The organism is Gilliamella sp. Gris3-2 (assembly GCF_001690345.1).
Classification (GTDB): Bacteria; Pseudomonadota; Gammaproteobacteria; order Enterobacterales; family Orbaceae; genus Gilliamella; species Gilliamella bombi.
In genome coordinates this window covers 18,746-38,683 of record NZ_LZHB01000006.1, presented here as the reverse complement: position 1 = coordinate 38,683, position 19,938 = coordinate 18,746, and the positions used below count along the sequence as shown (strand labels likewise).

Sequence of the window (19,938 nt, the reverse complement as noted above, 5' to 3'; positions counted from 1 at the left end):
TTCCTTCATGAGGAATTTAAGGTGTTTTCGTTCTAATTTTTTATTACTGGTTCATTTGTTATTTTGAATTCAAAATTTTGCATGCAATAGTGTTTATCTCGATAAACTCAGCCCAACTATATTTATTTTTATAATTGAGCTGATATTGTTTATCTACACGGCAGATATCTGGCCTTGTTTCATAAATGGTACATAATTTTGTTTGATGGTCATAATAGCGACATACCCCATTACCACTATCAAGAAATAGCGTTTCTTTCGAGCGATTAACATTGCAACAACAAGCTCCACATTGATAACAAGGAAACTGGGGGGAATTACTCATAATGATTTTAACCATGAATTTACTGACTCAAGATTACCAGCTTCAAATGGTAATTTAATGCCACGACGAGTTACTTCTTCTTTTAACAGAAAGCTACGTTCTAGTTCATCATTGGTCGTGGTGAGATGCAATGTAAACGACGCTAATTGTTGCGTATCCATATTGAACTCTAGCCTTGCTAACTCTTTTAAGTAATTATCTAACTCAGTATTTACAGCTTTAAAAAAATCGAGAGTTCTTTCGTATTTATCTTTAAATTTATCCAAAAAAGCCCAAATTTTTTGAGGAAGAGTCCCTTTATCTAGATAGTGATTAAATGCTAATGTTAAAATACCAGTCGCTAGTGCACTACAAAATGCAGATAATTCGGTACCGAATGGAAAAGCAAATAATTGCGAACAGATACTATAAATAGCAGTACCACAAACAACTGAAATTCCAGCGCTAATAATTTTACTTACTTCTTTAACTAATTGACCTAAAGGTAATGAATTAGGGTTGCAAAAGATTAATTTTATAGCTGCCGTAATATGCCCCCACATTTCCCGAATCATTTTTCCAAGCATTTTTTGTGTAGTGAAAAATATATTAGTAACAGTAGTGGTTACACTCGATAATGCACCACTAACAGCACCATCTTTGAAAGAATTAAAAAAATCTTTAAATTTTAATTTTATTCGATCCCATATAGCATTAAATACATTGTTAACATCATTTAAGAAATTTTTTATAGAAAAGTTATATTTATTATTTGCATAAATAGAAGGAAATTGATCGCGTAGTTCAAACCATGCCTCAGCAAGAATAAGCCCTAGCATCTGTCTTGTTCCCATTTTAAAACCAGAAAGGGCTGATTGATAAGCGACATCTTTAGCAAACTTACTGCTAGTATAATAGGCTATATTGACAGTTCTCTCGTATTTAGCCCGTGCTTTTTTGTCTATTTCAAGCATCTTATTGAAGTTTGCTTTTTCTTTATTTTCTAACTTTTCTAATGACTTTTTTTCTTGATCTGTTAACGATTTTTTCTGTTTTAATATAGCTATTTCTTGACGAGTTTGAGTGAGTTCATTTTGAAGTTTGTTTACAAAGTCAGACATTGAACTTGCTTTCTTAGACTTATTTAATGTTTCATTAGTGAAATATAAATTGCTACTGTCATTAGCAAGGTCAGTTCCTGATAATTCAGCTAATATTCGACCTTGATCGTGATGTATTTCATTTGCAGCAATAACGTGATCTAAATTTTTTTTATCATGTTGAGCAAATATTTCCCCTGTGTAAGCATCTTTTAAGGTATTTGCTTGATGAGCGTTTTTTCCTTGTCGATTTGTCTCAATATAATTGGCATGAGAATGATACTCATGTGAATCATATTTTGGATTTTGTTCCTTTCTTATTCTTTCTCTATCAGTTGCGTAAATGTTTTGTCGTGCATTATGAACGGTATCAACATCTCCACCTACATTATCTTTAAATAATAAAAAATCTAATCCAAATGAAGTTACCAAAGATTTGACAACGGTATTATGTAACTCTTCGCCCCAATCCATTTCCTGTTTCATCATTATTTTTAGTCCTCGTTAATATAATCAATAAAACAAAAGCCAAGTATTCTTGGCTTTTATCATTACATTTCCTGAGTAAAATCTTTATATTCTTTTTCTTTGTTAATTAATACATTATCTAATTCTTCTTGATTAAGAATATTGAATCCATCACTATCTTTTTCGACTTCAACAATACTATCTTCGGATACTGTTTTAATTTTAAAAAGTGGGGTTGTAATAATATCGGTCATAATAGCTGCCAATAAATAACCGTTATTAATAACTCTTAAGCTCTTTTCCGAATTATCGCTAATATCTTCTCCCCAACCAAGAACCACTATCTTTTGATGCAACTCTTTTAAAGCAGAAAAGTAATAATTAAAGGTCTGATTGATTTTTTCCAACGATGTATAAATTTTATCCACATAGTTATTTGTATTAGATAAATGTTTATCAATTAAATCCATTTTTGTTATTGCTGTGTCAGCTTCAGAACTTGATTTTTTTGCATTTTCTAATGCTTTTTCAGCGTGGTTTGCATATGCAAAACCAGCAATAGCAATCATTGGCGCAATGGCTGCAGCACCTAAAACCATTGCTCCACCAGCCATTCCCCAACCTCCAGCAGCAAGTGATCCACCTCCAATAGCGGCCATAGTGGCATTATATGCAGCTACGCCAGATAAAGCGGCAATAGGTGTTCCTGTTGAAGCAGCTGCAAAAGCCATCACTCCGCTATATACCGCAAAACTTGCAGCTGCTCCCGCTGCACCAGATGCTGCAACCGTACCTAAAAACCCCACTGTAGAAAAAGAATATTCTTCAATTTTATCCATCTTAACTTTAGGAACAGATAACTTAAGATCTTTATTGTCATTTTGTTTCAATTGTTTTAATAATTCGTCGGAAATTTTTTTAAATTCACCAAATGATTTACCAATATTAAGTTCTAATGTACCTAATCGCTCTAATTTCTGTTCTGAAACTTTGTTTAATACATCCAGTTCATCTTTTCGTTTGTTATATCGGCTTTTGGTTCTTTCCAAGATTTCATCAGCTTCTGATTTTAGTTGATAACCATCGTATGCTTTTTTGCCACCAACTGCTGCAGCGACTGCAGCTGCACCTGCAAGAATAATAGGTAATGCCATTGTTATTTCCTCGTTAAATTTATGTTAATTAAAATATATTATGTTTGTGTTACAACAAACTTAAGATGTGATCATTTTTGCTTGCTCTCCAAACCCTCTAACCCAAGCGTTTAACTCACGTTCACTAGATGTGGTGATAGTAAGAATAATTTCACCATTTTCGATCTCTTCGATTTTTTGTTCGTCGGACCAAATTCTTTCTTTAATATAACCAGCTGCTGATTTGGCAAATTGAATTGAAAAAGTACGAGGTTCATGTTCAGGTAAACCAAACATTGTTTTATTTTCAATTGGATCAGCTATTGATATAGAGGCTTTTTGATTAATAAAATCTAACTTTTGTATTCGGTGAATTGCCAAACAAGTACTGTGTTTTAATTCTGTCGCAACGTTATTTGAAATTGCGCCATAAACGTATAAGGCATGATTCATTGCAATTAATTTTCGCGGAACAAAATAGTGGTTTTTTCCTTGTTGATTACCGTTAGCAATGTAATGAATATGACAAAAAGTCTTATTTTCAATACATTTTAATAGGTCCTCAATAATGTTAACTTTCTCTGAATAATCAATTTTCCCTTTAGTAAAAAAAGCAATAGGTGTACTTGTTGCAAAGTGTTCTCTTGTATCTAACTCTAATAACAACATAGAAAGATGCAATAATGTTTGATCAATACGTTCACCAATCTCGGGGGGAATAAAGGGTTTAGACAATTCGCGGCACAAACTTAGATATCGTAATTCCTGATAATTTAAACCTAGTGTATTTTTATGATTAATCTGCAGACTATACCAACGACGATTTTTTTCCTTGCCAGAGCAGAAACATTCAGGGAAAGATAACTCGATCTGTTCAGCTAGTCGTATTACTGTTTGAGCAGAACAGTTTAGTATTTCAGCTAAATCCGATTGATAATGCGGTTTATTATCTGATAGCAAAATGTGATACATTTTCAACAGTTTTTGTCCTGCACTAACATTTGAATCTTTCTTCCTACCCATCATCTATTTACCTATTGTAACCTTTTCCCTAATTAGAAATATTGCTTTATTTTTAATCAATTATTTTTACAGAATAATATAGCTTTTCTTAACTTAAAGTATTAACTGAATTTACAAATTAAACTTTATGCTTGATCTGAATAAAAATCCGATATCATTTACATTAATAATGTTATATTCTGATTACGCATTAAATTATCAGATTGTTTTTCCTATCTACGGAAAAAGAAATAAAAAGAATTATTTTTTTATTTAATTATTGATGAATAAGAGAAAATTGTCATATCGGAATTTTCGATCAATTAATGATCATTGATCGTTTATTTCGATCAATATTACTCAATTCTATCTTTTTTGTGCTTATTTTGATGTAATTTCAGTAGAGATTAGTTAGCTAGTTTATTAAATATAGCTGAACTCAGTTTTGATAAGACTTTAGACATAAAAAAACCAGCTTTAAGCTGGTGTTCTTTGTGAACTTGGTGCCAGTGGTCGGACTCGAACCGACACGCTTTTAAGGGCGGCGGATTTTGAATCCGCTGCGTCTACCAATTTCGCCACACTGGCATTAAACGTGTAAATAAGTAAACGTTAGCATTATACTAAGCTTTACAATATCTGCAACAGGTATTATCGTAAAGCGTTTTGGTTGCCTAAAAAATCAACTACCACCTACGTTTCCATGCAGGTAATTTTTTAAGGATTATATAAGCAGTTTGTTTAGCTACTGCATTATCAACATTGTGATTTTGAGCATATTGTAATGTAACTTCATGCCATTTTTCATCAAATGTTTTCATTGTGCCATCTTTATGAGCACAATGTTTACAATAGTTTTTAGACATATCGAGCAACGGATAATCGGCAATAGCAGTCATTGGCATGCCACATGCAATACACATTTTCATATTTTAAATTCCAATAATATTAAAAAGGTGACTAAATAATTGCCATCTTTTATGTATAAAAATCCTACTCTGAGTTAAACAAGATTACAATATATATTAAAAATAGATAAATAGATTTAGAAATTGAGATCGAATTGAGGTGTTACTGGATTTAAGTCTTGTTGTTGTCGTTGCTGTTTTGATAATAGATAACGGCGTTTTAATGCCCGTTGTTTACATAAACGCAAAACTTTTTGCTTTTGGCTATCACTCAAGGTTAACCAACTAAATCTTTCTTCTCTTGAGCGATAACAAGTAATACAATAGCCTTGTTTATCAGTTACACAAACTCGTTTACACGGGCTTGGAATATCAAAAAATTCAATCTGATCCAATTTATTCCTCGTTTCTTAAGCAAAACGACATATTGACTAATGTTCTTTTAATCCTAACCCTTTACTTAATACTTTAAAACAGTCATCACAATCATGTGTAGCTGCATGAAGTAATGTTTGAGTCGGTGCGTGGATTAATTTATTGGTTAAGCGATGTGAAAACTCAGCAAAAACATCGTCGATGTTAGCGCCCTGCCTGATGGCATTTAAGGCTTTTATTTGTAACTCGCGCTTAATACTTTCTGCATTACTACGATACTGCTTAACATAAGCAACTGCATGTCTAGTCTTAAGCCAATCAATGAAAAGTTCAGCTTGTTCTTGAATAAGATATTGCGCTTCTTTAGCGGCAATAGCTCTTTGCTCTAAATTACTTTCAACCGTTTTTTGTAAGTCATCAATAGTATAAAGATGCACATTATTGAGTTGACTAACCTCTTCCTCGACATCGCGAGGAACAGCTAAATCAATAAACAGCATTTTACGATAATTTCTAGCTCGTAAAGTGCGCTCAACCATGCCTTTACCTATAATAGGTAAAGGACTCGCTGTTGAGCTGATCACAATATCAACATCTTTAAGTCGATTAGCGATATCAGGTAATGAAATGATTTCTGCATCAATATCAACCGCAAGTTTTAATGCCTTTTCACGGGTTCGATTGGCAATAATAACTTGATTAAATCCATGCGGCTTTAAGTAACGTGAAATAAGCTCTATTGTTTCACCCGCACCAACAAGCATAATATTTAAATTAGAGGTATCACTAAAAAGATGGCGAGCAACTAAACAAGCAGCATAAGCGACAGATGCTGTATTAGTGCCAATATTGGTTTCACTACGGACAATTTTCGCCACATGAAATACTTTTTGAAATAGTTTTTTTAATTGAACAGATAAGCAATTTTGTTCTTGAGCAAAACTATATGCTTGCTTAACTTGCCCTAAAATTTGTGGCTCACCAATGATCATAGAATCTAAACCACTTGCTACCGACATCAAATGTTCAACAGCTTGTTGACCGTCATACCAATAAAATGAATTTTGGTATAGATCAACATCAAGATGATGAAATTGTCCTAACCAACTTTCTACAGAGTGTTTTAATCTTAGATAGTCGGTTTGATGCTCATAACTAAGATAAATTTCTGTTCTATTGCAGGTAGACAAAATAACACACCCATCAACTAAAGGATGTTGGTATAAGCTGTATAGTGCTTTATCGACAATCTCATTAGGAAAAGCAAGCCTTTCCCTTAAAGCAACTGGCGCTGTTTTATGATTAACACCAAAAATTGTAATAGACATTGCATCGCTTCTTTTTTGAAGGTTATTAAATATATTATTTTATTAACAGTTCTTAAACGTCCATATTATACATAAAAAACAGTAAAGGTTCTTTTTCTTATTCAGTAAATTATCAGTTATAATACTGCACTTATTGACACAAACACTAACAACTAAGAGTTATTTTATGTCTAAAATCAGATATATATTTGTTTTCATATTACCTTTACTTATCACCGCTTGCCAAATAACAAAATCTCAAAACAACGCTTCGGTTGAACAGCTGTGGCAAATCCGCCAACAAAATCTAAAACAAATAAACACATTTCAAGTTAAAGGCAGTATAGCTTACATAAGTGATAAATCTCGTAATTATGGACGATTTTTAATAGCTCAACAATCAACTGATAACTACCAAGTTAAATTAACCTCCCCCATTGGTAGCAATATTTTAACATTAAACGCCGAACCTAATTATGCTCAACTGGTTGATAAAGACGGTAGAAATTACCAAGATACCAATATTGAAAATCTTATGAAAAAGATATCCAATGTAAATATTCCACTTAATTCTTTGCATAATTGGTTAAAAGGATTTTCAGACAACATCAATACTGACAAGTTAGATAGTTCAGGAAGATTACTTTCAACTGTCTTTATACAAAATAACAATAAATGGACATTAAAAATTCCAAGTTACTCTACTTATACTTATCAAAACAAAAAGATAGATTTACCTGCAACTATAGAGCTTACGCATGATGACGAAGTTGTTCGCTTAAAAATTAGTGACTGGATTTTACGATAAAGGATAATAGTATGAAACAGTGGTTATCACCTGCTAAATTAAATTTATTCCTTTATATCACTGGACGCCGTTCTGACAATTATCATAATTTGCAAACGTTATTTCAATTTATTGATTATTGCGACATCCTAATCTTTAATGTTCGTCAAGATAATAAAATTAACTTATTAACCGATTTTACAAATGTACCCGTTAATAAAAACTTAATTGTTGTTGCTGCTGAACAATTGAAATCCTATACCAACCGTAATGATTTAGGTGTAGATATTACAATTGATAAAAAAATTCCTATGGGTGGTGGATTAGGAGGAGCCTCATCTAATGCTGCAACAGTATTAGTAGCACTTAATCAGCTATGGCAACTTAATTTATCAACCGAAATACTAATGGATATAGGACGAAAAATTGGTGCCGATGTCCCTATTTTTATTTATGGTCATGCGGCTTTTGCCGAAGGAATTGGCGATCAATTTCACCCTGTAGATATTCCTGAATATTGGTATTTAGTCACTTGCCCTAATATTGAAATATCAACAGTCGAAATATTTAATGATCCTGAGCTAACTCGCAATACGCCAGCTCAAAGCATTACTGATTTACTTTCATTGAAGTTTAACGAATTAAAAAATGATTGTGAGGAAGTAGTTAGGAAACGTTATCCAACAATAGATAAAATAATTACTTACCTTTCCCAATATGGTACAACTCGATTAACAGGAACTGGTGCATGTGTTTTTACCCAATGTGAATCAAAGCAACAAGCATTAGCCATTCAAGGCAAACTTAATGCAGCACTATCAGTTAATAGTTTTGTCGCAAAATCGTTAAACACCTCTCCTTTATTCACAAATTAAACAAAAACCTTAATCAACAATCATTAAATGGTTAAGGTTTTATTACGTCAATATTTATATATTAAATATAACCACATTTTGACAAAGATAGAATGTGGTAATCACCAATTATATTTATAAACCATAAAAACAGTAAAATAAAAATAGTTGTCGATTTTTCGGTTGCGATGCTTACTGTTTATTTAATATGCTAACCAGATTACAAAACCCAGTTATCAATTAACTAAAATTAAGATTTTAAAAATTATGCTTATTACCAATTTAGACAAAAGAAAACAATATTATCAGGCTTTACTTGCAAAAGACCAAGGCTATATTGGGATATTCTATGCTGGAGTTAAAACAACTTCGGTATTTTGTATTGCAACTTGTCGGGCAAAGAAACCAAAATATGAAAATGTAGAATTTTTTAGCACTTTCAAAGAAGCTCTTGATGCTGGATATCGTCCTTGTAAAATTTGCAAACCAACTGAAAATTCTAACGCAGCACCATCAGAAGTCATTAAAGCTATCGCATTAATTACCCAAAATCCTAAAACAAAAATATCCGATATGATATTAAAAGAGCATCAAATAAGCCCCGAAACGATCAGACGCTGGTTCAAAAAAAATTATGGTATTACCTTCCAAGCCTATCAAAGGATGTATCGAATAAATAATGCCTTTCAAGAGCTTAAAATTGGTAAAAATGTCATTAATACCGCTTATGATACAGGATATGAGTCATTAAGTGGTTTTGGATACACTTACAAAAAAATAATGAAAAATGCCCCATCTCAAAATACTAATAACGAAATTATTTTGGTTAATCGCCTAACTACACCATTGGGACCAATGTTTATTTGCGCCACTAATCAAGGTATTTGCCTATTAGAATTCGTGGATCGTCGAATGTTAGAAACAGAATTTAAACAATTACAAACACAACTTAATACAAAAATTATTTTTGGAAAAAATAGCCATATTGTTCAAGCTAAAAATGAAATTGATGAATATTTTCAAGGAATAAGAAAATATTTTGCAGTTAAATTACATACTCCTGGAACAGATTTTCAGCGAACTGTTTGGGACAGTTTAAAACAAATCCCTTATGGAAAACTAACTACCTATAAAGAGCAAGCAGAAAACATCAATAATCCACATGCTATCCGCTCAGTTGCAAGCGCAAATGGATTTAATCGAATTGCAATTATCATACCTTGCCACCGAGTCATTGGCTCAAATGGTGAATTAATGGGATATGGCGGAGGGCTAGAAAGGAAACGATGGTTAATTGAACATGAAAAAAGACATTCTTAATTGTTCCATTATAATTGCTGTGCTAAATACAGTAATGGCAGTTTTATTACTTAAATTATAAGTATTGCTAGGTTTCAGCATGATATTACGGTTTCTTTGTTGCAACTAAAAAGTTTGCAGGTATATAATGTAAGATTAGCAACTCTTATAGAAGAACTTAGAGAGCATTTAGATGAATCAGTTACAAGAAAAACTTGCATTAATTAAAGACAGCATTCTTACTATTCCCAACTATCCAAAAGAAGGGGTTTTGTTTCGTGACATCACAAGTTTACTTGCTGATCCTGCTGCATTTAAAACCACTGTTGAATTATTAATTGATCATTATCGTGATAAAAAAATTGATAAAGTAGTAGGCACAGAAGCTCGAGGCTTTATTTTTGCTGCACCAATTGCGTTAGCGTTAGGTGTCGGTTTTATTCCTGTTCGAAAACCTAATAAATTGCCTCGCCACGTATTTAAAGAAGAATATCAGCTTGAGTACGGTACAGATACGTTAGAAATTCACACTGATGCCATTAAACCAGGTGAACGAGTATTAATTATTGATGATTTACTTGCTACAGGTGGAACAATTGCTGCAACAGCGAATTTAATTCGTAAAGCTGGTGGCATTGCCGAAAACGCCGCATTTGTAATCAACTTACCAGATTTAGGTGGCAAAACAAAGTTAACAGATATGGGAATTGATTGCTTTACTTTAGTTAATTTTGACGGCGAATAATTACTATTAAGGGCACAATTAGTGCCTTTTTTTATTTTGAATACTTTTATCTCCTTTCCTTTCTAAAATAAAATAAGTTAGTCATTTTCATTGCATAAAAAATAGATATGTACCACCACTCTATCTAAATTCAGCTAAATAAATCAAGATAAAAAACCAACAAAACCTCCAAAAACGAATAAAAATACACTTTACATCTTGATAAAGCCATAAATGTGAATTATTATTCACAAATTAAGCATAATTATTTAAAACAAAAGGAAATAGATAGAATGAAAAAATTTAACCATATTATTGCAAGAACACCAGCTAAATCACTAATTAATGGTTTAACATCATCCAACTTAGGCAAACCAAATTATCAAAAAGCCTTAGATCAGCACAATAATTACATTCGAGCATTACAACAGTGCGATGTTGATATCACTATTTTACCACCCGACGAACGTTTTCCTGATTCAGTCTTTGTTGAAGACGCTGTGCTTTGTACCCCATATTGTGCAATTATTACAAGGCCTGGAGCAGAAAGTCGCCGAGCAGAAACCGAAATTATATCAGACACCATTGAACGATTTTATCCCAATAAAGTTGAGCGAATCACCGCACCAGGCACCGTTGAAGCTGGCGATATAATGATGGTTGAAAACCACTACTATATTGGCTTATCTGCTCGAACCAACCAAGCTGGTGCTAACCAAATGATAGCTATTTTAGAGAAGTACGGATTAACTGGTTCGGTAGTTAAGCTTGAAAAAGTATTACATCTAAAAACAGGTTTAGCTTATTTAGAAAACAATAACCTATTAGCAGCAGGCGAATTTATAACTAAACCAGAGTTTCAACGCTTTAATATTATCGAAATTCCCGAACAAGAAAGTTATGCTGCCAACTGTATTTGGGTTAATGATCACGTAATAATGCCAATGGGCTATCCAACAACAAAAGCAAAAATAGAAAAACTTGGTTATCAAGTTATTGAAGTTGATACATCGGAATATCAAAAGATTGATGGTGGCGTAAGTTGCATGTCACTAAGATTTTAATCGATCTATATTAAATATTAACCGTACTAAACCACATAATAAGACAACAATATGAATACATCGGTAAGAAAAAAGCTAGGCATCCTGCCACTCACACTGTTAGTGGTTGGCAGTATTGTAGGCAGCGGTATTTTCAGCCTACCACAAAACATGGCCGAAAGTTCGGGCTCTGGCGCTATTTTAATTGCATGGATAATAACCCTATTTGGCATGTTAATGCTAACACGGATATTTCAGTATTTATCGATTCGATTTTACAAAATCAATGATGGATTATATGGTTATGTGCGTGAAGGTTTTGGCGATTATATCGGCTTTAATGCCGCGTGGGGCTACTGGATATCAGCATGGATGTCGTGCACCAGCTACCTAGTGATATTATTTAGTGCATTAGGATCTTTTGATTGCTTGAGCTTCTTTGGTCATGGTACCACATTACCTGCCGTTATTACGGCTATCATATTTTTATGGATAGTGCACTATTTTGTATTAAAAGGAATATATCGTGCTTTTTTATTAAATTGCCTAGTAACATTAGCGAAAATCGTGCCTATTGGTTTATTTATTGTTTGTGTTAGCCTTGCCTTTAAAATATCGACATTTAAGATAGATTTTTGGGGAACACCGCAATTAGGCTCAATTATCGAGCAAGTAAAAAACACCATGCTCTATACCGTTTGGGTCTACTTAGGGATTGAAAGCGCAACTGTGTATGCTGCTAGAGCCAAAAACATCATCAGCATTAGCCGAGCCACCTTTTTTGGCTTTGCTATTACCAGCTTATTACTTGTTTGCGTATCAGTGTTATCGCTTGGTATTGTGCCACAACAAGAACTTGCTCAAATGAAAAACCCTTCCATGGCACTTGTCATTGAACATGTAGTAGGCAGCTGGGGAGCAACGTTAATTAATATTGGTTTAATTGTGTCAGTCAGTGGTGGATTACTATCATGGTTAATGCTAGCGGCCGAAATGCTATTTTTAGCTGGCCAAGGCACACAACACACAGTACCAAGTTGTTTTGGAAAACTCAACAAAGCAGGCACGCCATCCAACGCATTATGGTTAACAACATGTTTAATAACCGTATTAATTATCCTTGCCCACTACTATCAATCTGGCTACAACACATTAATCCAATTATCAACCTCAATGGTGCTTATTCCCTATTTACTGGCGGCTCTCTTTGTTTTTAAATTAGCCGTTCAACAAGGTAAAGCCTACTTAATTATGATTGGCGCTTTAGGATCGCTTTATGGCATATGGTTGATTTATGCTGGTGGCACAGTTTATTTATTACTGTCGATGATACTCTATAGTATGGGACTCTGTTTTTACCTTTATGCCAGAAAGGAACGATCTTTGCCAGCATTTAGTTACTTGCATGACAAAGTGTACGCTATTGCAATCATCCTATTAGCTATCATCGCTATTTTACACTTCTACATAACACCAAATTAATTAGTTAGGCGTTATTTTCGAAATAAATAAAAGTCAGCTAATAGCTTTCTGAAGTCTTGAGAATAACGCCCATCACCATCTCGCATACACAATTGCTGCTCATCAATTTTATTAGCCTGGATAAATGAAAAAGCCAATAATGATAACGAAAAGTCTTTATCTGCACTATATCTAACATTCATCAGTTGGAATAAATATAACTGATTAGATTCACATAATAACCTAAACTGATTGGATAAATGATAAGGTAAAACTAAACAAAATTGCCCTTTCGGTTTTAGTAAGCGCTTAACTGTGTCAATAAGCTGTTGAAAGTTCAAGCATTCGGTATAACGTGCCAACTGTCTTTGGGAATTGCGACAATCAACGGCAGATTCAAAATAAGGGGGATTAGTCACAATCAAATCATAGCCCACCGCATAACTTAGCTGAAATTGATTAATATCAGCATTAATCGCATTAATCGAAGTAAACCCAGCTTGTTGGCTATTTTGCTGACATTGTGCTACCGCCTGCATATCAATATCGATGGCATCAATTTGGCTGCTATCATGTTCTAACCGCTGAGCTAACATTAACGCAATTACACCACAACCACAGCCAATATCGAGTACCTTTTGCGGAGACGAATCAATCGGAACCCAAGCCCCTAACAAACAACTATCGGTTGTTACCTTCATTGGACTTTTATCGTGCGCCACAAAAAAACGCTTAAAAGTAAAGCCACCTTTTTTTAACGGTAATGAATTATTCTGCATAAATAAACTTCTTAAACAAAGGCTTGTTAGATGCTATCGCATCAGCCCAGCGAGTCGGTTCTGGCAAACGATAGCCCCGCAAGCATAAATTAACCCATTTTAAAGCACTATCTTGACTTACTCGGTGACCTGTTGAAATAAATAAAGGATTGCAATTATTTTTACTACATAAAACCCAACCAATCTGTTCTTGCTTGTCTTGTAAAGGTGTTACATTACCTGCTTGCTTAGGTAATATTTCGTATTGACCGCAAAGCCTTTTTTTAGCAACACCAATTGTTGGCATATCTAACAACAAACCTAAATGGCTTGCAATACCTAAACGCCTAGGATGTGCAACACCTTGCCCATCAACTAACAATAAATCAGGCTTTTGTTTTACCTGCTGCCAAGCGGCAAGTAGCGCAGGGTATTCTCGAAAAGACAAATAACCAGGAATATAAGGAAACCCTGTCTCAACCCGAGCAATATGATACTCAACAACCTCGAAAGTTGGATAGCGCAAAATAACGATTGCTGCTCGAGTAATCTTGCCATTATCTTCAAAACCGACATCAGTACCACCAACGTAATTTATTGACGGATTAAAGTCATCATCGCATTTAACCTGCTTGGCTAACGCCTGCTGTGTTTGCATTAATTGTTCTAAATTGATAGACATTTTTATTCTGTTCAGTATCATTATTCCAATAGATTGATTTTATCAGAATTAGCATGCCATATACATTAGCAAATCCTACCGAGTTAACAGAAGAAATCAAAAAAAGTCGTTTTATTGTCAATGCAGCGCCAGTCACATCAGCTGAACAAGCCACCGACTTTATTAATCAAATAAGCGATCTCAACGCCACCCACAACTGCTGGGCATGGAAGATTGGACAACAATACCGATTTAATGACGATGGCGAGCCCACTAGTACAGCAGGTCGCCCTATTCTTTCAGCCATTGAAGGACAAGATTGTGACCAAGTGGTTGTAGTAGTAACTCGTTACTTTGGTGGCATAAAATTAGGTACTGGAGGATTAATTCGTGCCTATGGCGGTTCAGCTAGCCACTGCTTACAACATGCTGAGCTAATTGAACTCATTGCCCGCATAACGCTACAATTTCACTGTTATTATAACGAATGGCCAATTATCGAAAATCGTCTAAAGGAACTTGATTCCATTGTTGAAAATCAAGAGTTTGATGCTGAAGGTGTAAAAGTAAACGTCGCTATCACAAAAGACAAATCGCAACTCCTACAAAAAAATATTAGCGACATCACTCGTGGACGAGTTATTATTGAACTATAATAATCACTCAGGTAGAATATTGATTTTATTTTATAAAAGATTAATTTTTTTATTGACTATCTTTTGTTATATCAAGTTTAATTTTTAATAAAAGTGCTTTTGGACTTTCAGTCATTAAAATGCAAAGCTCTCAGGCTTTGCTATTTTGGCTGTCCTCCTCGCACTGGAATTTTATTCTTTTATTGATTATTCTTTATTAATATCAGAATATCATCAGCACCATAAAGATTAATAACTAAGTCATAAAAACTAAGGGGTGGTGCAAAGACCATAATTAATAATAGAAGTCTTGAACCAAAAAATATCACCGTTACTAGCTCCCACATCAAACTGACCACTAAACTGCCCTATTCTAGTCGTGTCACTTGTCCAATAGTTTTGGTCAACGAAGTCCGCACCAGCGTAATGATACATAAAGCCCCACTCCGAAAATAATCCAGCACCTATTGTACGCAGGTAATTATTATTTTTTGATGGAGGTGTAGCGCCGATAGAGCCTTGGCAATTCGGACCTGAGCCAATACCAGAACAAACAGCGTTAGTCAGATCCTTAACCTGTGGCACACGATAACCCAAACCACTACACCAAGTTACCATATCGGGGTAGTGATATAATTCAGCCCCCCTAACTACGAACCATTTTTGCAGGACAAATCCATATTTAATTACCTCGTTCCCCTCTCTATCTCTCCCCACTAACTCAAAGGTCAGCGGTAACCTTGGCCTAGCAATTCGACTAGAATAAGGATTGAACCATTGATTTCTTGCCTCTGGACCTGTTAGTGTAACGCGAAATTCAACATCGCATTGGGCATTACATTTTGTTTTTCTTGTTACTGTAGCGGTAATTCCATCATGCGTAATTGGCGTTCCCCATGTTAATTCATCGGCATCTCCCCTTATGATTAAATCAAAATATAACCCATTTGCGCCCGTTGTCGGAAAATTTAGGTTATATGATCCCTGATCGGTTGATTGAACTAAGAACCCATAATCTGGGTGCCATATATCAGCAGGGCCAGCAAAATGGAGTCCACCCAGCTCAAGATTGGGCTTTACAAATTTAAGCTCACCCCATTGTGACGATGGCAGTATTACGGCATCACTACGATTAATCCTTCGACCATTTTTAACGGGTAATGCCTGTAAACTCCATAAAGAAGATAACAATACCAATACTAACAGAAATTTTCGGAATAATTTTGATAATAATTTGGAAGATAACTTTGAAAATATAAACGTGGCGGGGCTAAAAATCCAACTAGTATGTTTATTTGATAAATTTAAGACATAGGTTTGCCATGTCTGGTGGCTAAAATGATAATGTATTACGGTTCGCCTGTCAAGTAAATTAATGATTTATTTTAATTTTTATATTTATTTGATTGTTTAATAATCTATTCCTTTAAGGAGGTTAAAGTATAGCCATTTTAAAAAAACTTGGCTAGTTTTTTATGCAATTTTTTAATTAGCATATGGTGTTAGGTTTTGTAAGTCTTAACTTTTGTGAATATCATGAATATTGGTGATAATTTCTAAACCAAGGAATTAGTGAATTACCTAAAACCAACGAACATATAATCCTTACCATGTTATGGGATGTATTACGCCCATAAAATTGTTCAGGTAGAGCATTGATTTTATTTAATTTTTTATTTTCATTAAAATCAACCAGTTATACAGAAATTTCTATTTTTTATACAAAATACCGCCTACACGGCGGTAAACTAAAGTTAAAGGGGCGTTGTCGTGGATCGGTCTTTTCTAAACCGCCTACACGGCGGTAAACATAAATTTTTAACACCAAAAAGTAAGGTTGTATTTCTAAACCGCCTACACGGCGGTAAACCTTCATTGGGTTTGTCCCTGCCGTTTTGGTCTTTTCTAAACCGCCTACACGGCGGTAAACGGCGTGACTACCCAAACAGTGAGGCTTGTATATTTCTAAACCGCCTACACGGCGGTAAACGGTCAGCTAAGATTTTGTTGTATTGTCCTGTTTTTCTAAACCGCCTACACGGCGGTAAACAGCCAACCCGTTACACAGGTTAACCCAATTTTTTTCTAAACCGCCTACACGGCGGTAAACCAATTAGATTATCTTTATTGTGATGCCATTCATTTCTAAACCGCCTACACGGCGGTAAACATTCGTCTGCCGCAAATACAACTCAAGATAGCTTTCTAAACCGCCTACACGGCGGTAAACTAGAAGCCAATATACTATAATTCCATTTAGCAAAAGGCAAACAGGATTTTTTCTGTCAAAAACCCTTTTTTACAAGATATTATTAACATTTTGTTTTTATTGATTTTAATTTATTGTTAAAAAAAAGGGTTAGCTAAATTTTATATTTTGAGGCAATTTTTAAATTGTATTTTCAAAAAATTCATCTAGTGAATTGATTTTATTTTAAATGTGAAATATTACTACCTAGATTATTTTTCTCACTATAAAAAATATGCTTTATTGCCAATAAACAATAATAAAATTACAATAATTTCACTTTAAACCACTTAAAGCAAAAAACATGATTACTTACCACGATGCTACATTAGAAGATTTATCATTTATTGTTGATGTTTATAATTCAACAATTGCTGGTCGACAAGTTACTGCCGATACAGTGTCTGTTTCTGTTGAAAGTCGATTGGAATGGTTTTACCAGCATAACCCTAACAATCGCCCAATTTGGTTAATTAAATATCAAGATAGACCTTGTGGTTGGATTAGTTTATCTTCGTTTTATGGTCGTCCCGCTTTTTATAAAACCGTTGAAATTAGCTTATATCTTCATCAAGATTTTCGAGGCAAAAAAATTGGTCAATTTATGGTGGATAAAATCGAACAATTTGCTAAACAAGCTGGAATTGAGGCAATTTTTTGCTATGTGTTTCGACATAACTTACCTAGTGTTAATTTATTTAAAAAAATGCAGTATCAACAATGGGGGCTTCTTCCAAAAATTGCTGAATTAGATAATGTTCAGCGTGATTTAGTGATATTAGGTAAACGGTTAGATTAACTGACCTCTATCGATAAAATTTACCTATTCAAAAGGATTTTTAATGAGCACCTTTAATGATATTAAATATTACGCCAGTCAATCTAAAGTCACAACAACGCTGGTAGTAATCAATATTCTGTGTTTTTTTGCATTTCGGCTAGTTGATAGCCGTGGGTTTTCGCCATTATATGAAAATCATTTTTTGATTGATTGGGGAGCCGATGTTGCGGAGTTAACTTTTTCTGGCCAATATTGGCGCATGTTTACTAATTTATTTATGCATGTCAGTTTTACTCATTTAGCTATGAATATGCTGGCATTATGGAGCATTGGTCCTATTTTAGAACAGCGCATTCCTTGCCTTGCTTTTGTTGGCATTTACTTTTTTTCAGGGCTAGTAGGAAGCTTATCAAGCGATATTGCCACCATCAATCAAAATGTGATTAGCTGTGGTGCCTCGGGTGCTATTTTGGGTATTATTACCGCATTGTTGGCTTATTGTTTGGTATTTAAAACCAATATACAAGAAATGCCAGTCAAAGCAATGCTGGTGAGTTTAGTATTAACTGCTGGGTTAGGGTTATTGCCATCTATCGATAATATGGCGCATATTGGTGGTGCTTGTGCTGGTTTTGTACTTGGTGGGGTTGTTTCGTTATGTATTAAAATGTTCAAATACCCAAGTAAGTTAACTCTGCTTATTATTGGTCTTGTATTTATTGTGACTGCATTGGGGATCTATGTGCAATATATGCACTATGCTTTACCTAATGGTTATTATGTCTATTATTAATAATAAAAAGGCGCTGATTATCATTAAACAGCGCCTTATTTATACAAAAGCTATTTAAAAGCTATTTAAAATCCGTGCAGGCTCAATCTTACAAGCACGTTTAGCTGGATAATAGCTAGCAATTAAGCTAAGTAACATGGCAGTTATAAACACTATCACCACATCAAACAGATGAATTTCGGATGGTAAAAAATCGATAAAATAGATATTGCTATTTAAGATTTTATGCCCCATTAATGACTCAATAAAGCCCATGATGTTAGAAAGTTGCCATGACAGTATTACGCCTAAAATAACTCCAATTAGACTGCCAATTAACCCTGAAATCACCCCATACCATATAAAAATATGTTTGATTAAACGATTAGTTGCGCCTAGGGTCTTTAATATGGCAATATCACGCTGTTTATCTTTTACGGCAATGACTAAAGTGGATACAATATTAAAACAAGCCACGCCAATGACCACAATCATGGCCAGATACATGATTTGCCTAATCATTTGAATATCACGATACATAAAGCCAAACGTCTGTTCCCAACTATTAAATAACAGATCTTCGTCAAGCCTTAATGCTGCTTGACCAATAAGGTTATTGGATTGATAAACGTCTTTTACATTTACCATAATACCTGTAACGCTATCGCCCGTATTTAGTAATTTCTGTGCATCTGTTAATGGAATTATTGCCATATTATTACTCAAGCTGCCACTTAATTCTAAAATCCCTACTACTTGCAAACGGACTCTTTTAGGTGGTTTGAGTTGATTTGGACTACTCGAAACAGGAATTAATAAAGAAACCCATCCCCCTTCACTCACTGATAAATTTTTAGCAAGCCCAGCACCAATAATAATTTGTTGACTATCGGGCTTAAAATCTTGCCATTTTTTATTCAGTACATAATTCGGTAGTGAACTAAATTGCATTTCTTGTTCAGGGTCAAGACCTTGTACTTGTACTGCACCAAGCTTACTACCGTTTTCAATCAATCCAGTAAAATTAACAAATGGCAAGGCTGATACAATATTATTATTGTTTTTAAGTTCTTGTTGAACGTGTTGCCAATTATCTAAATTGCCGTATTTGGGATAGAATTGTCCATGTGGCACTACCGATAACACTCGATTGTGTAATTCACGTTCAAAGCCATTCATGGCACTTAAACCAATAATTAATGCCGCAATACCAATAGCAATGCTGAGTGTTGAGATAATCGAAATTAACGACACCATACCACTTTTACGACGCCCTTTTCGAAATTTTATGGCGGTAATTAAAGATAAATTCATATTA

General features: G+C 34.2%; 20 protein-coding genes, 1 tRNA gene and 1 CRISPR repeat array. Of the genes, 9 read left to right on the top strand and 12 right to left on the bottom strand.

Going from position 1 to position 19,938, the window contains the following annotated elements:
* Positions 1-58 precede the first annotated feature (58 nt).
* The 8 genes from A9G32_RS01410 to hemA form a co-directional block, all read right to left on the bottom strand.
* The gene (locus tag A9G32_RS01410; protein WP_065590461.1) at positions 59-325 is read right to left on the bottom strand and encodes a YkgJ family cysteine cluster protein; all 267 of its coding nucleotides are present in this window, start codon (positions 323-325) and stop codon (positions 59-61) included.
* Positions 322-1,893, bottom strand: a complete 1,572-nt coding sequence (locus A9G32_RS01405) for a cobalamin adenosyltransferase (protein WP_065590436.1) — start codon at positions 1,891-1,893, stop codon at positions 322-324. Before A9G32_RS01405 ends, A9G32_RS01410 begins: the two co-directional genes overlap by 4 nt.
* 62 nt (positions 1,894-1,955) lie before the next feature.
* The gene (locus A9G32_RS01400) at positions 1,956-3,026 is read right to left on the bottom strand and encodes a hypothetical protein (RefSeq protein WP_034914564.1); all 1,071 of its coding nucleotides are present in this window, start codon (positions 3,024-3,026) and stop codon (positions 1,956-1,958) included.
* A 60-nt stretch (positions 3,027-3,086) separates the two neighbouring features.
* Positions 3,087-4,031 (bottom strand): WYL domain-containing protein, encoded by a 945-nt coding sequence (locus A9G32_RS01395; protein ID WP_065590437.1) that lies wholly within the window; start codon positions 4,029-4,031, stop codon positions 3,087-3,089.
* A gap of 477 nt (positions 4,032-4,508) precedes the next feature.
* A tRNA-Leu gene (locus A9G32_RS01390) sits at positions 4,509-4,595 on the bottom strand.
* Positions 4,596-4,693: 98 nt separating this feature from the next.
* Positions 4,694-4,936, bottom strand: coding sequence for a zinc ribbon domain-containing protein (locus tag A9G32_RS01385; RefSeq protein WP_065575322.1), 243 nt, complete (start codon positions 4,934-4,936; stop codon positions 4,694-4,696).
* A gap of 116 nt (positions 4,937-5,052) precedes the next feature.
* On the bottom strand, positions 5,053-5,310 hold the full coding sequence (locus A9G32_RS01380; RefSeq protein ID WP_065590438.1) for a DUF1289 domain-containing protein: 258 nt from the start codon (positions 5,308-5,310) through the stop codon (positions 5,053-5,055).
* A gap of 36 nt (positions 5,311-5,346) precedes the next feature.
* Positions 5,347-6,618 carry a glutamyl-tRNA reductase gene (gene hemA, locus A9G32_RS01375; protein WP_065590439.1) on the bottom strand — a complete coding sequence of 424 codons (1,272 nt, stop codon included), beginning with the start codon at positions 6,616-6,618 and terminating at the stop codon, positions 5,347-5,349.
* A 166-nt stretch (positions 6,619-6,784) separates the two neighbouring features.
* Here hemA and lolB point away from each other — a divergent pair, with 166 nt between their 5' ends.
* The 6 genes from lolB to A9G32_RS01345 all read left to right on the top strand — a co-directional run bounded on the left by lolB (position 6,785) and on the right by A9G32_RS01345 (position 12,786).
* Positions 6,785-7,405: a lipoprotein insertase outer membrane protein LolB gene (gene lolB / locus A9G32_RS01370; RefSeq protein WP_065590440.1), complete on the top strand. Its 621-nt coding sequence runs from the start codon at positions 6,785-6,787 to the stop codon at positions 7,403-7,405.
* A gap of 11 nt (positions 7,406-7,416) precedes the next feature.
* The gene (ispE, locus tag A9G32_RS01365) at positions 7,417-8,259 is read left to right on the top strand and encodes a 4-(cytidine 5'-diphospho)-2-C-methyl-D-erythritol kinase (protein ID WP_065590441.1); all 843 of its coding nucleotides are present in this window, start codon (positions 7,417-7,419) and stop codon (positions 8,257-8,259) included.
* A gap of 246 nt (positions 8,260-8,505) precedes the next feature.
* Positions 8,506-9,558, top strand: coding sequence for a bifunctional transcriptional activator/DNA repair enzyme AdaA (locus tag A9G32_RS01360; RefSeq protein ID WP_065590442.1), 1,053 nt, complete (start codon positions 8,506-8,508; stop codon positions 9,556-9,558).
* A gap of 172 nt (positions 9,559-9,730) precedes the next feature.
* On the top strand, positions 9,731-10,282 hold the full coding sequence (gene apt / locus A9G32_RS01355) for an adenine phosphoribosyltransferase (RefSeq protein WP_065559991.1): 552 nt from the start codon (positions 9,731-9,733) through the stop codon (positions 10,280-10,282).
* Positions 10,283-10,554: 272 nt separating this feature from the next.
* Positions 10,555-11,325 carry a dimethylargininase gene (ddaH, locus tag A9G32_RS01350; protein ID WP_065590443.1) on the top strand — a complete coding sequence of 257 codons (771 nt, stop codon included), beginning with the start codon at positions 10,555-10,557 and terminating at the stop codon, positions 11,323-11,325.
* Positions 11,326-11,376: 51 nt separating this feature from the next.
* Entirely contained in the window at positions 11,377-12,786 is a 1,410-nt protein-coding gene (locus A9G32_RS01345) for a basic amino acid/polyamine antiporter (protein ID WP_065590444.1), read from the top strand.
* 11 nt (positions 12,787-12,797) lie between these two features.
* Here A9G32_RS01345 and A9G32_RS01340 read toward each other — a convergent pair whose 3' ends face one another.
* Both A9G32_RS01340 and nfi read right to left on the bottom strand, forming a co-directional pair.
* Entirely contained in the window at positions 12,798-13,544 is a 747-nt protein-coding gene (locus tag A9G32_RS01340) for a tRNA1(Val) (adenine(37)-N6)-methyltransferase (RefSeq protein ID WP_065590445.1), read from the bottom strand.
* Positions 13,534-14,199 (bottom strand): deoxyribonuclease V, encoded by a 666-nt coding sequence (nfi, locus tag A9G32_RS01335; RefSeq protein ID WP_411578675.1) that lies wholly within the window; start codon positions 14,197-14,199, stop codon positions 13,534-13,536. Before nfi ends, A9G32_RS01340 begins: the two co-directional genes overlap by 11 nt.
* 59 nt (positions 14,200-14,258) lie before the next feature.
* On the opposite strand from nfi, the gene A9G32_RS01330 reads away from it, so the two are divergent.
* The gene (locus A9G32_RS01330) at positions 14,259-14,840 is read left to right on the top strand and encodes an IMPACT family protein (RefSeq protein ID WP_065590447.1); all 582 of its coding nucleotides are present in this window, start codon (positions 14,259-14,261) and stop codon (positions 14,838-14,840) included.
* Positions 14,841-15,089: 249 nt separating this feature from the next.
* Here the strand turns inward: A9G32_RS01330 and A9G32_RS01325 are convergent, their stop codons facing one another.
* Complete coding sequence (locus A9G32_RS01325) at positions 15,090-16,010, bottom strand: hypothetical protein (RefSeq protein ID WP_065590448.1); 921 nt, start codon at positions 16,008-16,010, stop codon at positions 15,090-15,092.
* Between the two features lie 591 nt (positions 16,011-16,601).
* Positions 16,602-17,049: direct repeats of the CRISPR family, unit length 28 nt; unit sequence TTTCTAAACCGCCTACACGGCGGTAAAC.
* Positions 17,050-17,371: 322 nt separating this feature from the next.
* Here A9G32_RS01325 and A9G32_RS01320 point away from each other — a divergent pair.
* Both A9G32_RS01320 and A9G32_RS01315 read left to right on the top strand, forming a co-directional pair.
* A complete protein-coding gene (locus A9G32_RS01320; RefSeq protein ID WP_065590449.1) occupies positions 17,372-17,866 on the top strand; it encodes a GNAT family N-acetyltransferase in 495 nt (164 codons plus the stop codon).
* 43 nt (positions 17,867-17,909) lie between these two features.
* Positions 17,910-18,641 (top strand): rhomboid family intramembrane serine protease, encoded by a 732-nt coding sequence (locus A9G32_RS01315; RefSeq protein ID WP_065590450.1) that lies wholly within the window; start codon positions 17,910-17,912, stop codon positions 18,639-18,641.
* 54 nt (positions 18,642-18,695) lie between these two features.
* Here the strand turns inward: A9G32_RS01315 and lolE are convergent, their stop codons facing one another.
* On the bottom strand, positions 18,696-19,934 hold the full coding sequence (gene lolE / locus A9G32_RS01310; RefSeq protein ID WP_065590451.1) for a lipoprotein-releasing ABC transporter permease subunit LolE: 1,239 nt from the start codon (positions 19,932-19,934) through the stop codon (positions 18,696-18,698).
* Positions 19,935-19,938: the final 4 nt, after the last annotated feature.

Excerpts from the sequence above, each read along its gene's own strand:
- A9G32_RS01410 (WP_065590461.1), bottom strand. The coding sequence starts at position 325 with ATGAGTAATTCCCCCCAGTTTCCTTGTTATCAATGTGGAGCTTGTTGT.
- A9G32_RS01405 (WP_065590436.1), bottom strand. The coding sequence starts at position 1,893 with ATGATGAAACAGGAAATGGATTGGGGCGAAGAGTTACATAATACCGTT.
- A9G32_RS01400 (WP_034914564.1), bottom strand. The coding sequence starts at position 3,026 with ATGGCATTACCTATTATTCTTGCAGGTGCAGCTGCAGTCGCTGCAGCA.
- A9G32_RS01395 (WP_065590437.1), bottom strand. The coding sequence starts at position 4,031 with ATGATGGGTAGGAAGAAAGATTCAAATGTTAGTGCAGGACAAAAACTG.
- A9G32_RS01385 (WP_065575322.1), bottom strand. The coding sequence starts at position 4,936 with ATGAAAATGTGTATTGCATGTGGCATGCCAATGACTGCTATTGCCGAT.
- hemA (WP_065590439.1), bottom strand. The coding sequence starts at position 6,618 with ATGTCTATTACAATTTTTGGTGTTAATCATAAAACAGCGCCAGTTGCT.
- lolB (WP_065590440.1), top strand. The coding sequence starts at position 6,785 with ATGTCTAAAATCAGATATATATTTGTTTTCATATTACCTTTACTTATC.
- ispE (WP_065590441.1), top strand. The coding sequence starts at position 7,417 with ATGAAACAGTGGTTATCACCTGCTAAATTAAATTTATTCCTTTATATC.
- A9G32_RS01360 (WP_065590442.1), top strand. The coding sequence starts at position 8,506 with ATGCTTATTACCAATTTAGACAAAAGAAAACAATATTATCAGGCTTTA.
- apt (WP_065559991.1), top strand. The coding sequence starts at position 9,731 with ATGAATCAGTTACAAGAAAAACTTGCATTAATTAAAGACAGCATTCTT.
- ddaH (WP_065590443.1), top strand. The coding sequence starts at position 10,555 with ATGAAAAAATTTAACCATATTATTGCAAGAACACCAGCTAAATCACTA.
- A9G32_RS01345 (WP_065590444.1), top strand. The coding sequence starts at position 11,377 with ATGAATACATCGGTAAGAAAAAAGCTAGGCATCCTGCCACTCACACTG.
- A9G32_RS01340 (WP_065590445.1), bottom strand. The coding sequence starts at position 13,544 with ATGCAGAATAATTCATTACCGTTAAAAAAAGGTGGCTTTACTTTTAAG.
- A9G32_RS01330 (WP_065590447.1), top strand. The coding sequence starts at position 14,259 with ATGCCATATACATTAGCAAATCCTACCGAGTTAACAGAAGAAATCAAA.
- A9G32_RS01320 (WP_065590449.1), top strand. The coding sequence starts at position 17,372 with ATGATTACTTACCACGATGCTACATTAGAAGATTTATCATTTATTGTT.
- A9G32_RS01315 (WP_065590450.1), top strand. The coding sequence starts at position 17,910 with ATGAGCACCTTTAATGATATTAAATATTACGCCAGTCAATCTAAAGTC.
- lolE (WP_065590451.1), bottom strand. The coding sequence starts at position 19,934 with ATGAATTTATCTTTAATTACCGCCATAAAATTTCGAAAAGGGCGTCGT.